This is a genomic window from Methylobacterium sp. 285MFTsu5.1 (assembly GCF_000383455.1).
Taxonomy (GTDB): domain Bacteria; phylum Pseudomonadota; class Alphaproteobacteria; order Rhizobiales; family Beijerinckiaceae; genus Methylobacterium.
The window spans coordinates 123,485-139,772 of record NZ_KB911280.1 but is presented as its reverse complement, the minus strand read 5'-3'; the positions used below and the strand labels follow the sequence as shown (position 1 = coordinate 139,772).

At 69.4% G+C, this 16,288-nt stretch carries 16 protein-coding genes; 14 read left to right on the top strand and 2 right to left on the bottom strand.

Features of this window, described 5'->3' with window-relative positions; genetic code table 11:
* Nucleotides 1-42 precede the first annotated feature (42 nt).
* Genes H288_RS0117550 through H288_RS0117540 form a run of 3 tightly spaced genes read left to right on the top strand, consistent with a single transcriptional unit; the run spans nt 43 to nt 5,206 of the window.
* Nucleotides 43-2,250 carry a DDE-type integrase/transposase/recombinase gene (locus H288_RS0117550; protein WP_020093888.1) on the top strand — a complete coding sequence of 736 codons (2,208 nt, stop codon included), beginning with the start codon at nt 43-45 and terminating at the stop codon, nt 2,248-2,250.
* Complete coding sequence (locus H288_RS0117545; RefSeq protein ID WP_020093887.1) at nt 2,247-3,299, top strand: ATP-binding protein; 1,053 nt, start codon at nt 2,247-2,249, stop codon at nt 3,297-3,299. The genes H288_RS0117550 and H288_RS0117545 overlap by 4 nt, the downstream gene beginning before the upstream one ends.
* On the top strand, nt 3,296-5,206 hold the full coding sequence (locus H288_RS0117540) for a TniQ family protein (RefSeq protein ID WP_020093886.1): 1,911 nt from the start codon (nt 3,296-3,298) through the stop codon (nt 5,204-5,206). The genes H288_RS0117545 and H288_RS0117540 overlap by 4 nt, the downstream gene beginning before the upstream one ends.
* 22 nt (nt 5,207-5,228) lie before the next feature.
* Here H288_RS0117540 and H288_RS0117535 read toward each other — a convergent pair whose 3' ends face one another.
* On the bottom strand, nt 5,229-5,894 hold the full coding sequence (locus H288_RS0117535) for a hypothetical protein (RefSeq protein ID WP_158684216.1): 666 nt from the start codon (nt 5,892-5,894) through the stop codon (nt 5,229-5,231).
* Nucleotides 5,895-6,303: 409 nt separating this feature from the next.
* Between H288_RS0117535 and H288_RS0117530 the strand changes: the two genes are divergently transcribed.
* From H288_RS0117530 to H288_RS0117520, 3 genes are all read left to right on the top strand, one after another.
* A complete protein-coding gene (locus tag H288_RS0117530) occupies nt 6,304-7,395 on the top strand; it encodes an alkene reductase (protein ID WP_020093884.1) in 1,092 nt (363 codons plus the stop codon).
* A gap of 103 nt (nt 7,396-7,498) precedes the next feature.
* Nucleotides 7,499-9,412, top strand: a complete 1,914-nt coding sequence (locus H288_RS0117525) for a PAS domain S-box protein (RefSeq protein WP_020093883.1) — start codon at nt 7,499-7,501, stop codon at nt 9,410-9,412.
* Between the two features lie 22 nt (nt 9,413-9,434).
* The gene (locus H288_RS0117520) at nt 9,435-10,145 is read left to right on the top strand and encodes an HAD hydrolase-like protein (RefSeq protein ID WP_181049199.1); all 711 of its coding nucleotides are present in this window, start codon (nt 9,435-9,437) and stop codon (nt 10,143-10,145) included.
* Here the strand turns inward: H288_RS0117520 and bamE are convergent.
* On the bottom strand, nt 10,082-10,579 hold the full coding sequence (bamE, locus tag H288_RS0117515; protein WP_020093881.1) for an outer membrane protein assembly factor BamE: 498 nt from the start codon (nt 10,577-10,579) through the stop codon (nt 10,082-10,084). The genes H288_RS0117520 and bamE overlap by 64 nt on opposite strands.
* 155 nt (nt 10,580-10,734) lie before the next feature.
* On the opposite strand from bamE, the gene H288_RS0117510 reads away from it, so the two are divergent.
* From H288_RS0117510 to H288_RS0117475, 8 genes are all read left to right on the top strand, one after another.
* Complete coding sequence (locus H288_RS0117510) at nt 10,735-11,304, top strand: ubiquinol-cytochrome C chaperone family protein (protein WP_020093880.1); 570 nt, start codon at nt 10,735-10,737, stop codon at nt 11,302-11,304.
* Nucleotides 11,301-11,831 carry a DUF177 domain-containing protein gene (locus tag H288_RS0117505; RefSeq protein WP_020093879.1) on the top strand — a complete coding sequence of 177 codons (531 nt, stop codon included), beginning with the start codon at nt 11,301-11,303 and terminating at the stop codon, nt 11,829-11,831. Before H288_RS0117510 ends, H288_RS0117505 begins: the two co-directional genes overlap by 4 nt.
* Nucleotides 11,832-11,975: 144 nt before the next feature.
* Nucleotides 11,976-13,010 (top strand): phosphate acyltransferase PlsX, encoded by a 1,035-nt coding sequence (plsX, locus tag H288_RS0117500; protein ID WP_026605038.1) that lies wholly within the window; start codon nt 11,976-11,978, stop codon nt 13,008-13,010.
* Between the two features lie 99 nt (nt 13,011-13,109).
* Complete coding sequence (locus H288_RS0117495) at nt 13,110-14,117, top strand: beta-ketoacyl-ACP synthase III (protein WP_051123757.1); 1,008 nt, start codon at nt 13,110-13,112, stop codon at nt 14,115-14,117.
* 167 nt (nt 14,118-14,284) lie between these two features.
* The gene (locus H288_RS0117490) at nt 14,285-14,605 is read left to right on the top strand and encodes an integration host factor subunit alpha (protein WP_020093876.1); all 321 of its coding nucleotides are present in this window, start codon (nt 14,285-14,287) and stop codon (nt 14,603-14,605) included.
* Nucleotides 14,606-14,718: 113 nt separating this feature from the next.
* The gene (locus tag H288_RS0117485; RefSeq protein ID WP_020093875.1) at nt 14,719-15,219 is read left to right on the top strand and encodes a MerR family transcriptional regulator; all 501 of its coding nucleotides are present in this window, start codon (nt 14,719-14,721) and stop codon (nt 15,217-15,219) included.
* Nucleotides 15,220-15,298: 79 nt separating this feature from the next.
* Nucleotides 15,299-15,718 (top strand): hypothetical protein, encoded by a 420-nt coding sequence (locus H288_RS0117480; RefSeq protein ID WP_026605037.1) that lies wholly within the window; start codon nt 15,299-15,301, stop codon nt 15,716-15,718.
* A 120-nt stretch (nt 15,719-15,838) separates the two neighbouring features.
* Nucleotides 15,839-16,282 (top strand): hypothetical protein, encoded by a 444-nt coding sequence (locus H288_RS0117475; RefSeq protein ID WP_026605036.1) that lies wholly within the window; start codon nt 15,839-15,841, stop codon nt 16,280-16,282.
* Nucleotides 16,283-16,288 lie beyond the last annotated feature (6 nt).

The following is a 16,288-nucleotide window of genomic DNA, read 5'->3' as shown; positions in this document are numbered from 1 at the left end:
GATAGACATGCTTCCGGCACATTAAGAAGGGCTGCCCAAGCCATGGCGAACAAGCGTTTGTACTTGACGATCAACGACCGTGTCCGCCGCAAGGGCGAGTGCTTCCGCCCGAGCGAACGCTTGGGCAATGCCTGGGTGTTGTTTCCCGTCCTCGACGGCGTGGCGATGGATGGCGACAACTGGCACCTCACCGACAAGCGCCAGCAGGAGTTGCGCGACGCGGGGCTCATCACCGTGGACGAGGACTGGTTCTCGAAGGCGGGACGGCTCCTTTCGGTACGCGACGACGATTCCGACCTCACCGGCCTGACGGACAAGGAGCTCCGGGACATCGCCTGGAAGGTTGAGTGGTGCACGCGCTTCAACCGTGCCCGTGCCGGCTTGGACGGGCACGACGTAAGGCCCCCTCGCACGCCGAAGGGCTTCGACGACTTCATCGAGCGCGAGCGGGAGAGCATCCACGGGTGGTATCGGCGTACCTTCAAGGAAAGCCGCCCCCTGGGAAGGCTCATCAACAACACGCAGAAGGATTACGACTACCCGGGTGCAACCACCCTTCGCGAATGGCTCGACGATTACGAGGCGGCCGAGCACAAGCAACGCGCCTTCGTCCCGAACTACGGCAATTGCGGAAGGCGGAACCAGCTCGACGAGCGGGTCCTGGCCATCATTGAGCGGCATGTAGCCGAGTACGGTAGCCGCGGCTTGCCGGCAAAGGTCGACATCTTCGATGACATCGACGGGGAGATCGAGACCCTGAACCGACGACTGCCGAAGGAAGGGAAGCTGTCGGTCAGCGAACGGTCGGTCCGCAGGCGCATCAACCTGCTGCCCCCGATGATGGTCGATGCCGGTCGCCTGGGTCCGGAGGAGGCAGGCCGGAAGTACACCCCGGTTGGCGAGGGACTGAAGACCTACGAGGGCCTTGAGACGATCGAGCGGATGGGCCGCGTCGAGATGGACGACTGGGAGATGGACCTGTTCGCCATCCTCGACGAGCCGGACGTCCGCAAGACGCTCGATGCGAATGCCCGGAAGGCCGCGAAGAAGCTCAGGGTGACGACGCGGTGCACCATCACAGCCGGCATCGACGTCGTGACGCGATGCATCGTCGCCCTGAACGTGTCGGCCAATCCGCCGTCGACCATGGGCTCAAGGCGCGCCCTCGACACCATGTTCGTCGACAAGACTGCATGGGCCAAGCGCTCCATGGCGACATCCTCCTGGGACATGTGCGCCAAGCCGCGCGAGGTCGCCACGGATGGCGGACCCGCGTTCACGGGAGATTTCCGCGAGAGCGTCGGGCGCCTCGGCATCACCCATCGCTTCCCCGGAGGCCAGCCCGGCAGGCGCGGTCACATCGAATCGTTCTTCCGGACCTTTAAGCGGTTCTGCCGCATGTTCACGGGCCAATCGTTCGCCAACGTCGTGAAGCGGGGCGACTACGACGCGGAAAACTTGGCCAGCGTCTGGGCACATGAGATCGAGTTGCTCATCGTCCGCTTCATCGCCGACGACTACCATCGCTCGCCCCACAGCGGGCTCGGGGGAATGACGCCGTACGATGCCTGGTTCAGGTCACGGAACGGGCTCCTGAAGTCTCCCGACGATGTCCAGAGGGCCATCGCCTTCGGCGTGAGGCGGAGGAACCTTCGCATCCGCGCGCCTGGCATCAGGTTCATGCACGTGGACTACAAGCACCCGAAGATGGGGATCCTGCATGGGCTCGTCGGGCGCCGCGAACTGACCGGCGTGATCAACCCGAACGACCTCGGCACGATCCTGGTCCTGGTGCCGGAGGAGGCGAAGCGGGTCCTCAGCGGCGAGGGCGACTACATGGTGTTCAAGGCCCCGAAGTTCAGCGGCGTGCCGCTGGACAGGGTCGAGCATTACAACGCGGAGATCCTCGCCTTCGCGGCCGAGCAAAAGGCCCAGAACCGATCCGTCAAGCTTGAGGCGCGCCGCTACCTCAAGGGCAAGGCCAAGCAGGCCCGCGAGGACGCAGGCGTGCCGTCCGACGTCATGACCAACGAGCAGTACCTGGAGTTCATCGACAGGCTGGAACGCGCCGGTGATCGCGGGACGATGCCAAGGCCGAAGCCGGAAGGGGCGCCGATGACCGACGAAGGCGAGCCGGACACCCTGGGCACGTCCATCGCCAGGCCACCGGGTGCCGGCCGCCTTTCCCAGCCTGGGCAGGCTCCCCTGCGTCGGTCCATCAACCGGCATCGTGGCGAGGAACGCGAATGAGCGCTGATCACGCTGGCCACGCCGACGATGGCCTGGACGACGAGGCGTATTTCCGGGATTTCCGGGCTGCGATGCCTGGCGACAGCCAACGCGTCATCGGCGGCTTGGAACGCGTCAAGTCGGTCTACGTCGACTGTCCGCGGGACGAGGCATTGTTGACGGCCTTCAACCGGTTCCTCGAACAGTTCCTGGCGACGCGGTCCGGCCGACGTGACGAGGCGGACATCTTCTTCCTGCCTGGGGCGAGCGGTGCGGGGAAGTCCCTCGCGGTGGAGCGTTTGCTCCGGGAGCATCCCGCGCTGCAGCCGAAGCTGACGTCCTACGGCCTCGAACGTCGCTGCGTCTCGATCAAGCTCAGGGGCTACACCCACCCGCGCCTTGTCGGCCTCCAGATCATACGGGCGGCGGGCTACGGGATGGGCACGCAAACCGCTCGCGGCGAGGTCTGGGACGGGATGGCAGACCATCTCCGCGCGCAGCGCGTGTCATTGGTGCACGTCGACGAGGCGCAGCACCTCCTGAAGGCGAATGCGTCCCTCCAGGCGCGGGAAGAGTTGGCGGAAGCCATCAAGGGCGTTTCCATCGACCGACGTTGGCCGGTGGCGTTCCTGTTCTCAGGTCTGCCACGGATCACGAACCTGGCGGGCGGCGACGAACAGGTCGAGCGGCGGGGGAACTTCGTTCGCTTTGACGACGTCCGGATGCCCGATGAACGCGACCTCGTGGTGAAGATCATCGAAAGGTTGGCGGAGCCCGTCGGCCTCGACGTGGAGCACCTGGTCGAGGAAGCCTCCGACTTGCCCTGGCGGTTGGCACATGCGGCCAACCGCCGATACGCGCGGATCTGCCAGGGAGTCGTAGCCGCCATCCAGGAGGCGCTTCACTGGAAGAACGCCAGGCTCACCGTCGGTCACTTCGCGGACGCATACGAGCGCAGGTCGCTCGCCTATGGGCGCGATGAGAAGAACCCCTTTGTCGAGCAGCATTGGAAGGAGCTTCGACCTGGTGCCTTCCTGGAATTCGACGAACCAAAGGCTGATCCCCAATGACGATGCATGTCATGCCCTTGCCGGGGCGGGACCGGTTCCTGGAGCGTGGTCACCCCTTGCAGCCCCGCGAGCCCGCGACGGGCTACGCTTCCCGCCTTGCAGCGTTGAACGGCGTCCCCCTGATGTCCTTGCTGACCGACATGCGTATCAGCCATTGGGACCTTTGGAAGGGTAATGAGGCCGAACTAACCAGTCTGGCCGCACTTCGAGGCCTGCGGGAAGACGCAGTGCGCGACCTCGTCCGTTACACGCCGCGCGCAGGCCTTCCGAAGAAGCTCTATGCGGTGGCGGGCCACCGGCTTCTGCCACGGTCGGTCATCACGACGTCAAGCCGCGTTTGCCCCCATTGCATCGCGGAGGATCTCGACGAGTTCACTGGTCCGACGTTTGCGAGGCCGTGGCAGCGGCTGGAATGGATGCTGGACCACGTTCGGTCCTGTGGTCGCCACGGAACACTGTTGATCGGTCTGATTGGAAGCAAGCAGAGCCATCGCCGTTTCGATTTCTCGCAGGCGGTCGCACAGCAGGTTCTGCCTAAGCTTGACAGCCTGCGAGCTTCGGCCGTGCAGGCCCTGGGTGCCGGATACGGTGCTTGGATCGTTGGACGGATCGACGGGGCGCACCCGCTGGGGAACTGGCTCGACGAGGCCCCCCTGCACGCAGCCGTGGCCTTCTGCGAGGCGTTGGGCTTCTCGGCCATGCACGATCCAAGAGCCCGCCCCATGAAGACGCGGTTCGAAGACTTGGCTAGGGCTGCCGAGGAAGGCTTCCGTGTCGCTTCACAGGGGCCTGAGGCCGTGGAGGCGCTCCTCGACCGTATCGTCGGCACGCACTTCCGCCATACCCGTGGCTCCGCCGGGCACGGAAGGGTCTACGGGCAGGTGCACGTTGCACTGCGCCGGGTCATGGACGACCCTGGTTTCGATACGTTCCGCCATGTGCTGCGAGAACATGCGTTCAGGAGCTTGCCTATATCCCCCGGGACATCCTTCCTCGGAGTGCCCCTTGAGGAGCGGCGCGTGCACAGCCAAAGAAGCGCCGCCACGTCCATGTCTATGACGGACGTTCGGCTCCGGCGTCTCGTTGGGGCCAGCGAGAGCGCGGCCGTTGCGGCCCGTGACGAGGCACCCCTTAGGATCCCGGTCACGGAGTTCGACAGGCTCGTCGCGGGCATGCGGGAGTACATCAACGCAAAGGAAATCTCGGCGCAGACCGGACTGGACATTCGTCAGATCAGACGTTTGGCGGAGCGCGGATTGCTGAAGGAGTTGCCAGACACCTCGCGGCGCGCGGGCGCGAGATACCGGTTTCGTCGCGTCGATGTCGACAGCTTCCTGAAGCGCATGTTCAGGCATGCGGTTCCAGTGGACGGCCCTTCCGGGCGTAGGATGAAGGTCGAGACCGTTGCCAGCCATTACCGGGTGGCTGCGGTGGACATTATTCAGCTCATCCACGATGGCCAGTGCAAGTGGGTCGGGAGCACTGGCAAGGAAAACCTTTGGAGGAATCTCCTCGTGGATGCGGATGAGGTCTACGCGGGCCTTGATCGGACATCGAACGAAAACCTCGCCGACGCGGATGTCCTGGCCATGCTTCCGTTTTTGCGCAGGCCGGATCTAGCCGCACTCGCGAGGGCGGGCCTGCTCGAATGGATCGATGGCTATAGTCCACCTGGCCCGCGCCCGCGAAGGGGTATCAAGAGGACGAGCGTCGAGGCTTTCGCAGCAGCTTATGTCACCCTTGGTGAGATCGCGGCCGCGATGGGGTTCAGCGTCTATTACGTCACCTGCCTCCTGCGGAAGGCGGGTGTGAAGCAGGTTCCTTTATGTGATCCGGTCAAGCTTTATAGGCGCGCGGACGTCACCTCCTATCTGAAGCCTGTCACGGCTGGGCAGACAGATTGCTAGGCCAAGCCACCGCGCCTAGCTTTTAATGCATTCCGGGCGCAGGGCGGTGCATGTCTCGCCCGCTCGTGGCGGACGGGTCGAACGTGACTTGCTGGACGCCCAGCGCTATCGCGATGTGACAGAACTTCACCGCGTCGTAGCGGGTGTCGAAATCCGCCGCGTCCCATGTATGGGAGGTGACTGGCCCGTCCCCCGCTATCTCGGTCCGGAGCACCTCCAACTCGTGGATGATGTCGGCGGGATCGACCTTCAGGGTCCTCTGCTGCTCGGCGTAGTCCGCCACCAGTTTCTGGTGGATGGGAACCTCGTGCTCGTCGAACCGGAACCAGCGCAAGGCGGTCTCCGGCGCTGGGGGCTGGACGTTGTCGCGCTGGGCGCAGATCGACATCAGGCCGACGACGCTCTCGATGGCGCCCGCCCGAGAGGAAGATGGAACAGGCGTTCCGATCACCGTCGGGATGCCTTCGGGGAGGTCCTTGAATACCAAGTCGGCGTGCCAGCCGCCGTCCTGCTGGTAGACGTGGACGCCGGAAGCCTTCTTGAGCTGCCAGTAGGCCTCGGACGAGGCGGCGGTGTTGCTGACCACCTCGACCGTCGAGCCGGTCACGTCGACGAGCTGTCCCTTCAACTGGCGTAGCAACGCGGCAGCCCGTAGCCGGTTCTGGGGATTTCCGTGCTTGTACGCCATGGCAGGGCCTCGACCTTTGGCCGCCGGGTGCTGGCCGTCGGGGAGAGTGTCCGACCGATCCTGGAAAGCATCAACCGCGACGGGCAGGACACGTGAGGTTGCCTCCGCCCTTGAACATGATGCGGATCATTGGTGTCTGAGCGAGGTAACTTTGGTGTCGGGAAGCCTTAGACCGCAGGGTGAGCAATGCGGATCTCAGCGTCCGCTATCACTGAGTTCCGCGAAGACCGGATCGGCCGACGGGGCCGGGCTCTCCGCGAGCCCGGCCCTTCCCGTTTCGCCGTGTGCGCCCCCGCACGCGACGGCCAGTCCCGCGGCGCAGCACCTTGGCATCGCGGCGCCGCAGCGCCACCTCGGCGCCGGATTAAAACCCGGACGCGGCCCCCGCCGCACCAGCACGAGGTAACCCATGCCGTCCCTGCTCGACCCGATCCGCATCGGCGCCATCGAGGCGAAGAACCGGATCTTCATGGCGCCGCTGACCCGCGGCCGCGGCACCCGCGAGCACGTTCCGACCCCGATCATGGCCGAGTACTACGCCCAGCGCGCCGGCGCCGGCCTGATCCTCACCGAAGCCACCGGTATCAGCCAGGAGGGGCTCGGCTGGCCCTACGCGCCCGGCATCTGGTCCGACGCCCAGGTCGACGCGTGGCGGCCGATCGTGAAGGCCGTGCACGACAAGGGCGGCAAGATCGTCTGTCAGATCTGGCACATGGGCCGGATGGTCCATTCGGACTTCCTCGGCGGCGCCAAGCCGGTCTCGTCCTCGGCCACGACGGCGCCCGACCAGGCCCACACCTATTCCGGCAAGAAGCCCTACAGCGAGGCCCGCGCCCTGGAGGTGTCCGAGATCCCGCGCCTGCTCGGCGATTACGAGCGGGCCACCGCCAACGCCCTGGCTGCCGGGTTCGACGGGGTGCAGATCCACGCCGCGAACGGCTACCTGATCGACGAGTTCCTCCGCGACGGCACCAACCACCGCACCGACCAGTACGGCGGGTCCGTCGAGAACCGCGTGCGGCTCCTGCGCGAGGTGACCGAGGCGGTGGCGAAGGTCGCCGGGCCGGAGCGCACCGGCGTGCGCCTCTCGCCGAACGGCGCGATCCAGGGCTGCAACGACTCGAACCCGGAGCCGCTGTTCGTCGCCGCCGCCCAGGCGCTCGCCGATGCCGGGATCGCCTTCCTGGAGATGCGCGAGCCGGGGCCGAACGGCACCTTCGGCAAAGCCGACCACCCGCCGATCGCCCCGGCGATGCGGCGCGTGTTCCGCAACCCGATGATCCTGAACGCCGACTACGACGGGGTCAGCGGCCAGAAGGCGCTGGATGCCGGCGAGGCCGACGCCATCGCGTTCGGCCGGACCTTCATCGCCAACCCGGACCTCGCCGAGCGGATCGCCAGGAAGGCGCCGCTCGCCAAGGACGACGCCGCGACGTGGTACAGCCAGGGCCCCGAGGGCTACGTCGACTACCCGACCCTGACCGAGTCCCGCGCCGCCTGACGCGCCGCCGTCGCGCGCCCTGCCGCGACCCGGAGGGCTGCGGCAGGAAACCGCGGCAATTCCTTGGCAGCGGGCCGTCGCGCGCCTATGTGAGGGCAGGACCATGGATGTGCCTGCACCTCACGCGCTCGCGGAAGCCGGACCGACCGACGGGCGCTGGCGCGCCGCCGACCGGATCGCCGAACTGCGCGACCTCGCGATCCTCGATTCCGAGCCCGAGCCGCTCTACGACGACCTCGTGCGGGTCGCCGCTTACGTCTGCCGGGCGCCGGTCGCGCTCGTCAGCCTCGTCGATGCCGAGCGGCAGTGGTTCAAGTCGGAGGTGGGCCTCGGCAAGCGCGAGCTGCCGATCAATTGCTCGGTCTGTGCCCACACGATTGAGGCCGGCGACCTTCTCGTCATCCCGGACCTGACCACGGACCCCCGGACCACCGAGAATCCCCTCGTGACCGGCGCACCGGCCTTCCGGTTCTACGCGGGTGCGGTGATCCGCGGCAGCCATGGCATCCCGCTCGGCGCGCTGTGCGTGCTGGACCGCGTCCCGCGGCCGGAGGGGCTCGATTCGGAGCAGACCGCGACCCTGCTGGCGCTGGCGCGCCAGATCTCCAGCCTGCTGGAGCACCGCAGGACGCTGGCGCAGGTCGCCGCCCGCGAGGCGGAGATCGCCGCGAGCGAGCGCCGCTTCCGCGTGATGACCTCGGCGATGCCCCAGATGGTCTGGACCACGCGGCCGGACGGGTTCCACGACTACTACAACGACCGCTGGTACGAGTTCACCGGCGTCCCCTACGGCTCCACCGACGGCGAGGGCTGGAACGGTGTGTTCCATGCCGAGGACCAGGACAGGGCCTGGGCGCGGTGGCGCCACTGCCTCGCGACCGGCGAGCCCTACGAGATCGAGTATCGCCTGCGCCACCACAGCGGCGACTACCGCTGGACCCTGGGGCGGGCCATGCCGATCCGGGACGCCGAGGGGCGGATCGAGCGGTGGTTCGGGACCTGCACCGACATCGACGACCTGAAGCGCGCCGAGGCCGAGGCCCGCAAGCTCGCGGCGATTGTCGAGACGTCCAAGGACTTCATCGGACTCAGCACCCTTGAGGGCGCGATCACCCATCTCAACGAGGCGGCGCTGGCCCTGGTCGGCCTGCCCGACCTCGCGGCCGCCCGCGCCAAGAAAGTGCCCGATTTCTTCACCGACGAGAGTCGCCGGATCCTGGCCCAGACGGTGATGCCGGCGGTGCGCCGCGACGGGTTCTGGGAGGGTGAACTCGCCTTCCGGCACTTCGTCACCGGCGAGCCCCTGGCGGTGCTCTACAACATCTTCCCCGTGCGCGACCCGACCGGGGCCGAGATCGGCTACGCCACGGTCACCCGCGACCTGCGCGAGGCGAAGCGCGCCGAGGAGGCCCGCGATCTGCTGATCCGCGAGCTGTCGCACCGGATCAAGAACATCTTCGCGGTGGTGGGCGGCCTCGCCGCCCTGACCGCGCGGACCGACCCCGCGGCCAAGCCCTTCGTGGCCGCGTTCCGCGAGCGGCTCGGCGCCCTGGCCCGGGCCCATGAATACGTCCGCCCGCACTCCCCCGACAGCGCCCCGCCGGTCGCTGGCCAGACGGTGCTCGGGCTGATGCGCCTGATCATGGCCGCCTACGAGGAGAACGGACGCGCCCGCGTGGTGATCTCGGGGGACGATGCCGAGATCGGCGAGCGCACCGCCACGGCCCTCGCGCTGATCATGCACGAGCAGGCGACGAACGCGGTCAAGTACGGCGGCCTGTCGACGCGGGAGGGCGGCGTCTCGCTGAGCGGGACCCGCGAGGCGGGCCGCTACACCCTGACCTGGCGCGAGGAGGGCGGCCCGCAGATCGCCGGCGCGCCGTCCCGGAAGGGATTCGGCACGGTGCTGGCCGAGCGCAGCGTCGCCGGCCAGCTCGACGGCGCGCTGGAGCACGACTGGGCGCCGGGCGGTCTCCTGATGCGGCTCAGCGTCCCGCTCGAGAACCTGCGGACCTGACGTGGCTCGGATGCCGGCCCGGATGCCGGCCGCGCCCGGGCCGGGTCTCGTCGTCCTCGACTTCGACGGCACGCTGGCCGACAGTTTCGGGTGGTTCTGCTCGGTGCTGAACGGCGTCGCCGACCGCTACCGCTTCCGCCGGGTCGAGGCCCACGAGGTGGAGGAGCTCCGGCTCCAGGGCGCCCGGGCGATCGTCGCCCATCTCGGCATCCCGCGCTGGAAGCTGCCGCTCATCGCCCGCCACATGCACGCGCTGGCCGCCCGCGACGCCGCGCAGATTGCCCTGTTTCCCGGCGTCCCGGCGATGCTGGCCGCGATTGCGGCGGCGGGCGTGCCGCTGGCGATCCTGTCGTCGAATCGCGCCGACACGGTGCGGCGGGTGCTCGGACCGGACAATGCCGCCCGCATCGGCAGATACGCCTGCGGGGCGTCGATCTTCGGGAAGGCGCGCCGGCTGCGGGCGTTGCTCGCGCGGACCGGGGTGCCGCCGCACCGGGCCCTCTGTGTCGGCGACGAGATCCGGGACCTCGAGGCGGCGCGGGCGCTGGGCTGCCCGTTCGGCGCCGTGGCCTGGGGCTACACCGACCCGCGGGCCCTCGCGTCCCATGGCCCCGAGCACCTCTTCCCGGAGCCCGGGGCGATCGCCCGCCTCGTGGCGGGCGAGGCCGGTCACATGCCGCGATTCGCGCCCGGCACGACGCTGGTGCCGCTGCCGCTGCCGAACGGCTCGTAGCGGGTCAGGCCGCGGAACAGCTGGCTGAGGAAGGCGCGGTCGGCGCCGCTCGTCGGCGTGGTGCGCTCGATGAAGTCGAAGATCCGGCCGTCCTGCAGGCCGTAGAGCGCCACGCGCTCGACCTTGAAGGCGGGGGTGAAGTACACGGCCGTGACCTTCTGGTCCTCGACCTGCTCGCCCAGGAACATGATTGTCCGGCGGGTGTTCTGCGAGATGTAGTACCAGGACTTGTTGCCGACCGTGGACACGGTCGAGGGCGTGCCCAGGATCTGCAGCACCTGCTCGGGGCCCATGCCGGGCTTGATCGTGGCGAGCGCCGCCTGATCGACCTGGTAGCCGTGGCGCAGCTCCTCGCCGATGCAGCCCGACAGACCGGTTGCCGCGAGGCCGAGCAGGGCGAGGCGCGCGAAGGACTGGACGAAACGGCGCCGCATCGGGCCCCCAGAGAGCGTGTTGACGGACGGGGCGCGACCGTCGCCGCCGGCACGGGGCTCCGACGGCGCTTGCGCCCTGGGCGTGGGTTGCCGTACCGCGGGGTTATGGCTTTGACAAGGCAAGCTTGGCCACAGAGGGCCGGGGTTCGACACCGATGATCGCCGGGCTGTTCCGCCGCGCGGGCGCGCGCCGCCGCGCCGTCGAGGGGCTGCACGTCGCCCTGAGCGAGGCCGCGCGCCGGCCAGGCCTCTACACGGATCTCGGCGTGCCCGACACCGTGGAGGGCCGGTTCGAATCCCTGTGCCTGCACGCGATCCTGGTCCTGCGCCGGCTGAACCGGCTGCCGCCGCCGGCCGCCGAGGTGGCGCAGGATCTGGTGAATTCCGTCTTCACCCAGCTCGACGCCTCCCTGCGCGAACTCGGCGTCGGCGACATGGGCGTGTCCAAGCGGATGAAGAAGCTCGGCGCCGCCTTCTACGGCCGGGCCGAGGGCTACGACGCGGCCCTGGAGGCCGGCGACGCCGCGGCCCTGGCGGCCGCCCTCGTCCGCAACGTGCTTGGCGGCGAGGGGGACGGGCGCGGTCTCGCCGCCTACGTGCGGGCGGCCGACGCCGCCCTCGCCGGGGCCGATCTCGACGGGCTGCTCGCGGCCGGGCCGCCCTTCCCGGAGCCCGACGGCTTCGCGCCGGTACCGGCCGGCCCTGACCACGGAGGACGCGCATGAGCCGCGATGCCAGCAGCCGCGATGCCGGCCAGGACGCTTTCCCGCTCGCGCGCTGGGTCAATGTCGAACGCCTGCCCCAGGGGCGCGGCGCCGTCACCGTGGAGGCGAGCCCGGCCGAGTGCGCGGCGCTGGCCGCCGATTTCGGCATCCCGGGGATCCGCGACCTCGTCGGGCGCTTCGCCATCGAGGGGGCGACCAGCCGCCTCACCGTGACCGGCACCGTGGAGGCCCTGGTGACCCAGGTCTGCACCGTCAGCCTCGAACCCTTCGAGGCGCCGGTCCGGGAGCCGGTCGAGGTGGTGTTCACCGACACCGACCGGCTCGCCGGCACCGATGCCGAGGACGCCGACATCCCCGACCCCCTGGTCGGCGGCCGCATCGATTTCGGCGCGCTCACCGCCGAGTTCCTGGCGCTGGGCCTCGACCCGTACCCGCGCAAGCCCGGCATCGCCTTCGAGCCGGTCGTGGCGGGCGACGAGGCCGGACCCCTCGACGGTCTGCGCAAGCTCCGCGACCGCGACGGCTGAGGCCGCCGCGTCCGGCCGGAACCGCCGGCCGCCCGATTTCATTTGCCCGCCGGGCCGGTATCGCTATGGTCCGCCGCGCCCGGCGGGCCCCGTCCCGCCGCCGTCCGACCCCTTTCCCGCCGAGACCCGCGACCCGCTACCGACATGTCCCAACGCGTGTGCATCTCGCTCGACGCCATGGGTGGCGACCACGGGCCCACCACGGTCGTGCCCGGCGCGGCGCTGGCCCGGGAGCGCCATCCCGGCACCACCTTCCTGATGTTCGGCGACGAGGCGGTGATCGCGCCGCTGGTCGCCAAGGAGCCCCGGCTCAAGGACTGCGTGGAGATCCGCCACACCAGCGTGGCCGTGGCCATGGACGACAAGCCGAGCCAGGCGGTGCGCCAGGGCCGGGGCAAGTCGTCCATGTGGCAGGCGATCCAGGCGGTCCGCGACGGGCAGGCCGATGCCTGCGTGTCGGCCGGCAACACCGGCGCGCTGATGGCGATGTCGAAGATCTGCCTGAAGACCATGTCGGGCATCGAGCGCCCGGCCATCGCCTGCCTGTGGCCGACCGTGCGCGGCGAGAGCGTCGTGCTCGACGTCGGCGCCACGATCGGCACGGATGCCGAGCACCTCGTCGAGATGGCCGTGATGGGCTCGGCCATGGCGCGCATCGTGTTCGACCTCGAGCGCCCCACCGTCGGCCTGCTCAACGTCGGCACCGAGGAGATGAAGGGCAACGAGGCGGTCAAGGAGGCTGCCCGGATCCTGCGCGAGATGGAGAGCCCCGGCCTGACCTATCACGGCTTCGTCGAGGGCACGGATCTCGGGCGCGGCACGGTCGACGTGGTGGTGACCGAGGGGTTCACCGGCAACATCGCCCTCAAGACCGCCGAGGGCACCGCCAAGCAGATCGGCACCTATCTCCGCTCCGCCATGACCCGGACGCTGGCCGCCAAGATCGGCGCCCTGTTCGCGCGGCAGGCCTTCAAGGCCCTCAAGGACAAGATGAACCCGAGCCGGGCCAACGGCGGGGTGTTCCTCGGCCTCGAGGGCATCGTCATCAAGAGCCACGGCTCGGAGAACGCGCAGGGCTTCGCCGCGGCGATCGATCTGGCGCACGACATGGCGCGCCACGACATGATCCGCACGATCCGCGAGATGCTCGACCAGACGGCGGCGCTGGCGCCGGCCTGACGCCGGCACCGGGCCTCCGTCGACGGACGGGATGGAAATCGGACGCCCGCGGCTTCACAACCGGCGATTGTGAAGCTGGATCGTCCGGGAAGGACAATGATGGCAACCCTCCGCACTGACCCCGAGCAGCACCGGCGCGTCCCCCCTCTGCGCTCGGTGGTGGTCGGGACCGGCTCGAGCCTGCCCGCGCGGGTGGTGACGAACGCCGACCTCGCCGAGCGGGTGGACACGTCCGACGAGTGGATCGTCCAGCGGACCGGGATCCGCCAGCGCCACCTCGCGGGACCCGACGAGACCACCTCGGTCCTCGGTACGCGCGCCGCCAGGGCGGCCCTCGACGATGCCGGGCTGAGCGCGGACGACATCGACCTCGTCATCTGCGCCACCTCGACGCCGGATCACACCTTCCCGGCGACCGCGACCCAGATCCAGGCGGCACTGGGCATCCATCAGGGCGCGGCCTTCGACCTGCAGGCGGTGTGCGCCGGCTTCGTCTTCGCGGTCTCGACCGCCGACAAGTTCCTGACCACGGGGGCCGCCCGCCGGGCCCTCGTGATCGGCGCCGAGACCTTCTCGCGGATCGTCGACTGGGAGGACCGCACCACCTGCGTGCTGTTCGGCGACGGGGCCGGCGCCGTCGTGCTGGAGGCGCAGGAGGGGGCCGGGGACCGCGGCGTCCTCAGCGCGAGCCTGCGGTCGGACGGACGCCACCGGGAGAAGCTCTACGTCGACGGCGGCCCCGGCTCCACCGGCACAACCGGCCACCTGCGCATGGAGGGCCGCGACGTGTTCCGATTCGCCGTCGGGCAGGTCACCGACGTGATCGTGGAAGCCTTCGCGCAGGCGGGCATCACCGCGGAGGAACTCGATTGGTTCGTGCCGCATCAGGCCAACCGCCGGATCATCGAGGCCTCGGCCGACAAGCTCGGTGTCGCTCGGGACAAGATCGTCCTGACGGTGGACCGCCACGGCAACACCTCGGCGGCCTCGATACCCCTGGCCCTCGACGTGGCGCGGCGGGACGGCCGCATCCGGGCGGGCGACCTCGTGATGATCGAGGCGATCGGCGGCGGGTTCAGCTGGGGCGCCGCGCTGATCCGCTGGTAGCGTTTCGGGCGGCGCGCCCGAAACGATTCGCTGTCCCGGCGCGGTTGACCGGGGGCGGAGCGCCGATTAGCGTGCCGGATCATAGGGATACGCCTTCAGCGTTCGGCGCGGCCAAGGGTGCCGCGCCGTGCGTCATGGGGCGAGCGACGCGGGCGAGGGGACACGGCATGGCAGGCAAGACGGTGACGCGCGCCGACTTGAGCGAGGCCGTCTACCACCAGGTGGGCCTGTCGCGGACCGAGTCGGCCGCCCTCGTCGAGACCGTGCTGTCCGAGATCTGCAGCTGCCTCGCGAGCGGCGAGACGGTGAAGCTGTCCTCGTTCGGCTCCTTCGTGGTCCGCAGCAAGGGCAAGCGCGTCGGCCGCAATCCCAAGACCGGGGTCGAGGTCGCGATCGAGCCGCGGCAGGTGATGGTGTTCAAGCCCTCCAACGTGCTCAAGGCCAAGATCAACGGCCTGAACGGCGCGGGCGACCACGACGACGAGTGAGCGCGCCGCGAATGCGGCCGCGTCGGCGAGCGCTTCGGGCAGGGTCTTCAGGCTTGAGTGCGGCCCCGCGAGCCGGCAAGATCGGGCCGCTTCGCCCACTCCGTAAGACGCCCATGCCGCCAGCCCTCGCCGCCTCGACCGACGAACCGCCGACCGGGATCGGCGAGAAGAGCGCCCACGCTTTCCGGACGATCAGCGAGGTGGCCGAGGAACTCGACGTGCCCCAGCACGTCCTGCGATTCTGGGAAACCCGCTTCGGCCAGATCCGCCCCGTGAAGCGGGCGGGGGGGCGCCGCTACTACCGGCCCCAGGACGTCGAGCTCGTCGCCGGCATCCGCCACCTCCTGCACGTGCAGCGCTACACCATCGCGGGGGCGCAGCGGGTCCTCAAGGAGAACGGCGTCCGCTTCGTGCAGGCCGTCGGCCGCGGCGAGGCCGTGGCGGCCGAGCCGCTGCTTCAGGAGGTCGAGACCGAGGCGGGAGCCCGGAGCGGGACCGGGGGCGCGACATTCGGCGCGTCGGACCGGGCGGCCCTGGCCGGGGCCCTGGACGAGCTGCGCGCCTGCCGCGCCCTGCTCGACGGGCTGCGCGACCTGCCCGACATGGAGGCCTGAGCGGGCCTGCCGGGCTCGACGACCCCGGCACCGCGCGCGGCGGGCGAACTTTCCGGCAACACGTCGCGTTGTCGCCCGCATGGCCGCGCCCAAACCCAAGTTGACGCCCAGCCAGGAACTGATGGCCCGCATCATGCGGATCGTCCGCTCCTGCCCGGAGGCGGCGTCCGAAGTCCTGGAGCTGATGTTCCTCGTCAGCCAGATCGAGGCGGCCACCGGGGTCGACCGGGACTATCGCGACGCCAAGCGGGTGATCAGCCGCCTGCGCAACCCGCTCTGGGAGATGGGTCCCACCGACCGGGAGAAACTCCTGGCGGCCGCTGAGACGATTCGCCGGGTCTGCCGGCTGGCCGAGGACGAGATTCCCCCCGTGCCGGTGGCCGATGCCGGGGAGCGGGCGCGGGTCGAGGGGCGGCTCGCCGCCGCCCTGGCCGGCGAGTTCGACGCGGCGCAGATCGCCCGCATCACCGGGATCGTCGCGGCGGCCCTCCAGAATTAACCCGCCGCCCGAGCCCTCGACGCCCGTGCGCGGCGTCCCCACATGGTCTCCACCGATGAACGGGACATCCGGACGCGTGTCCGGGGAGAGGTCCCGGGTCGGCACTGGAGAGACGCTGCCATGATTGCCCTACGTCCGCTCGCCGCGCTGCTCGCAGGGAGCATGGCACTGGCCGGGCCCGCCCTGGCCCAGACGCCGTCCAGCCGAACCAAGACGGTGGCGCCCGGCAAGACGGTCCGCATCGAGATCGCGCCGAACCTCAAGAAGGACTGTTCTCCTGGGCCGATGCCCGAGTTCAAGGTCTCGGGCCCGCCGAAGAACGGGTCGGTGATCACCAAGGTCGGCAAGCTGAAGACGCCGGCGAGCTACCGCTGCCCCAACAAGGAAGCGGCCGTCCAGGCGCTGTTCTATCAGCCCAACAACGGATTCACCGGTACCGACGAAGTGACGTTCGAGGTCAAGAGCTCCGACGGCCAAGTCCAGACGCAGACCGTCAAGATCACTGTCGGGGGGGCGGGGACCAAATCAGGAGACGACGGCAAGAAAGAGGGCACGGATTTGTGAGCAGGC

Bases quoted from the DNA above. Each gene is read 5' to 3' on its own strand.
- H288_RS0117505 (WP_020093879.1), top strand. From the start codon at position 11,301: ATGAGCCGCGATGCCAGCAGCCGCGATGCCGGCCAGGACGCTTTCCCG.
- H288_RS0117545 (WP_020093887.1), top strand. From the start codon at position 2,247: ATGAGCGCTGATCACGCTGGCCACGCCGACGATGGCCTGGACGACGAG.
- H288_RS0117520 (WP_181049199.1), top strand. From the start codon at position 9,435: ATGCCGGCCGCGCCCGGGCCGGGTCTCGTCGTCCTCGACTTCGACGGC.
- H288_RS0117535 (WP_158684216.1), bottom strand. From the start codon at position 5,894: ATGGCGTACAAGCACGGAAATCCCCAGAACCGGCTACGGGCTGCCGCG.
- H288_RS0117475 (WP_026605036.1), top strand. From the start codon at position 15,839: ATGATTGCCCTACGTCCGCTCGCCGCGCTGCTCGCAGGGAGCATGGCA.
- H288_RS0117490 (WP_020093876.1), top strand. From the start codon at position 14,285: ATGGCAGGCAAGACGGTGACGCGCGCCGACTTGAGCGAGGCCGTCTAC.
- plsX (WP_026605038.1), top strand. From the start codon at position 11,976: ATGTCCCAACGCGTGTGCATCTCGCTCGACGCCATGGGTGGCGACCAC.
- H288_RS0117525 (WP_020093883.1), top strand. From the start codon at position 7,499: ATGGATGTGCCTGCACCTCACGCGCTCGCGGAAGCCGGACCGACCGAC.
- H288_RS0117510 (WP_020093880.1), top strand. From the start codon at position 10,735: ATGATCGCCGGGCTGTTCCGCCGCGCGGGCGCGCGCCGCCGCGCCGTC.
- H288_RS0117550 (WP_020093888.1), top strand. From the start codon at position 43: ATGGCGAACAAGCGTTTGTACTTGACGATCAACGACCGTGTCCGCCGC.
- H288_RS0117495 (WP_051123757.1), top strand. From the start codon at position 13,110: ATGGCAACCCTCCGCACTGACCCCGAGCAGCACCGGCGCGTCCCCCCT.
- H288_RS0117485 (WP_020093875.1), top strand. From the start codon at position 14,719: ATGCCGCCAGCCCTCGCCGCCTCGACCGACGAACCGCCGACCGGGATC.
- H288_RS0117540 (WP_020093886.1), top strand. From the start codon at position 3,296: ATGACGATGCATGTCATGCCCTTGCCGGGGCGGGACCGGTTCCTGGAG.
- H288_RS0117480 (WP_026605037.1), top strand. From the start codon at position 15,299: ATGGCCGCGCCCAAACCCAAGTTGACGCCCAGCCAGGAACTGATGGCC.
- bamE (WP_020093881.1), bottom strand. From the start codon at position 10,579: ATGCGGCGCCGTTTCGTCCAGTCCTTCGCGCGCCTCGCCCTGCTCGGC.
- H288_RS0117530 (WP_020093884.1), top strand. From the start codon at position 6,304: ATGCCGTCCCTGCTCGACCCGATCCGCATCGGCGCCATCGAGGCGAAG.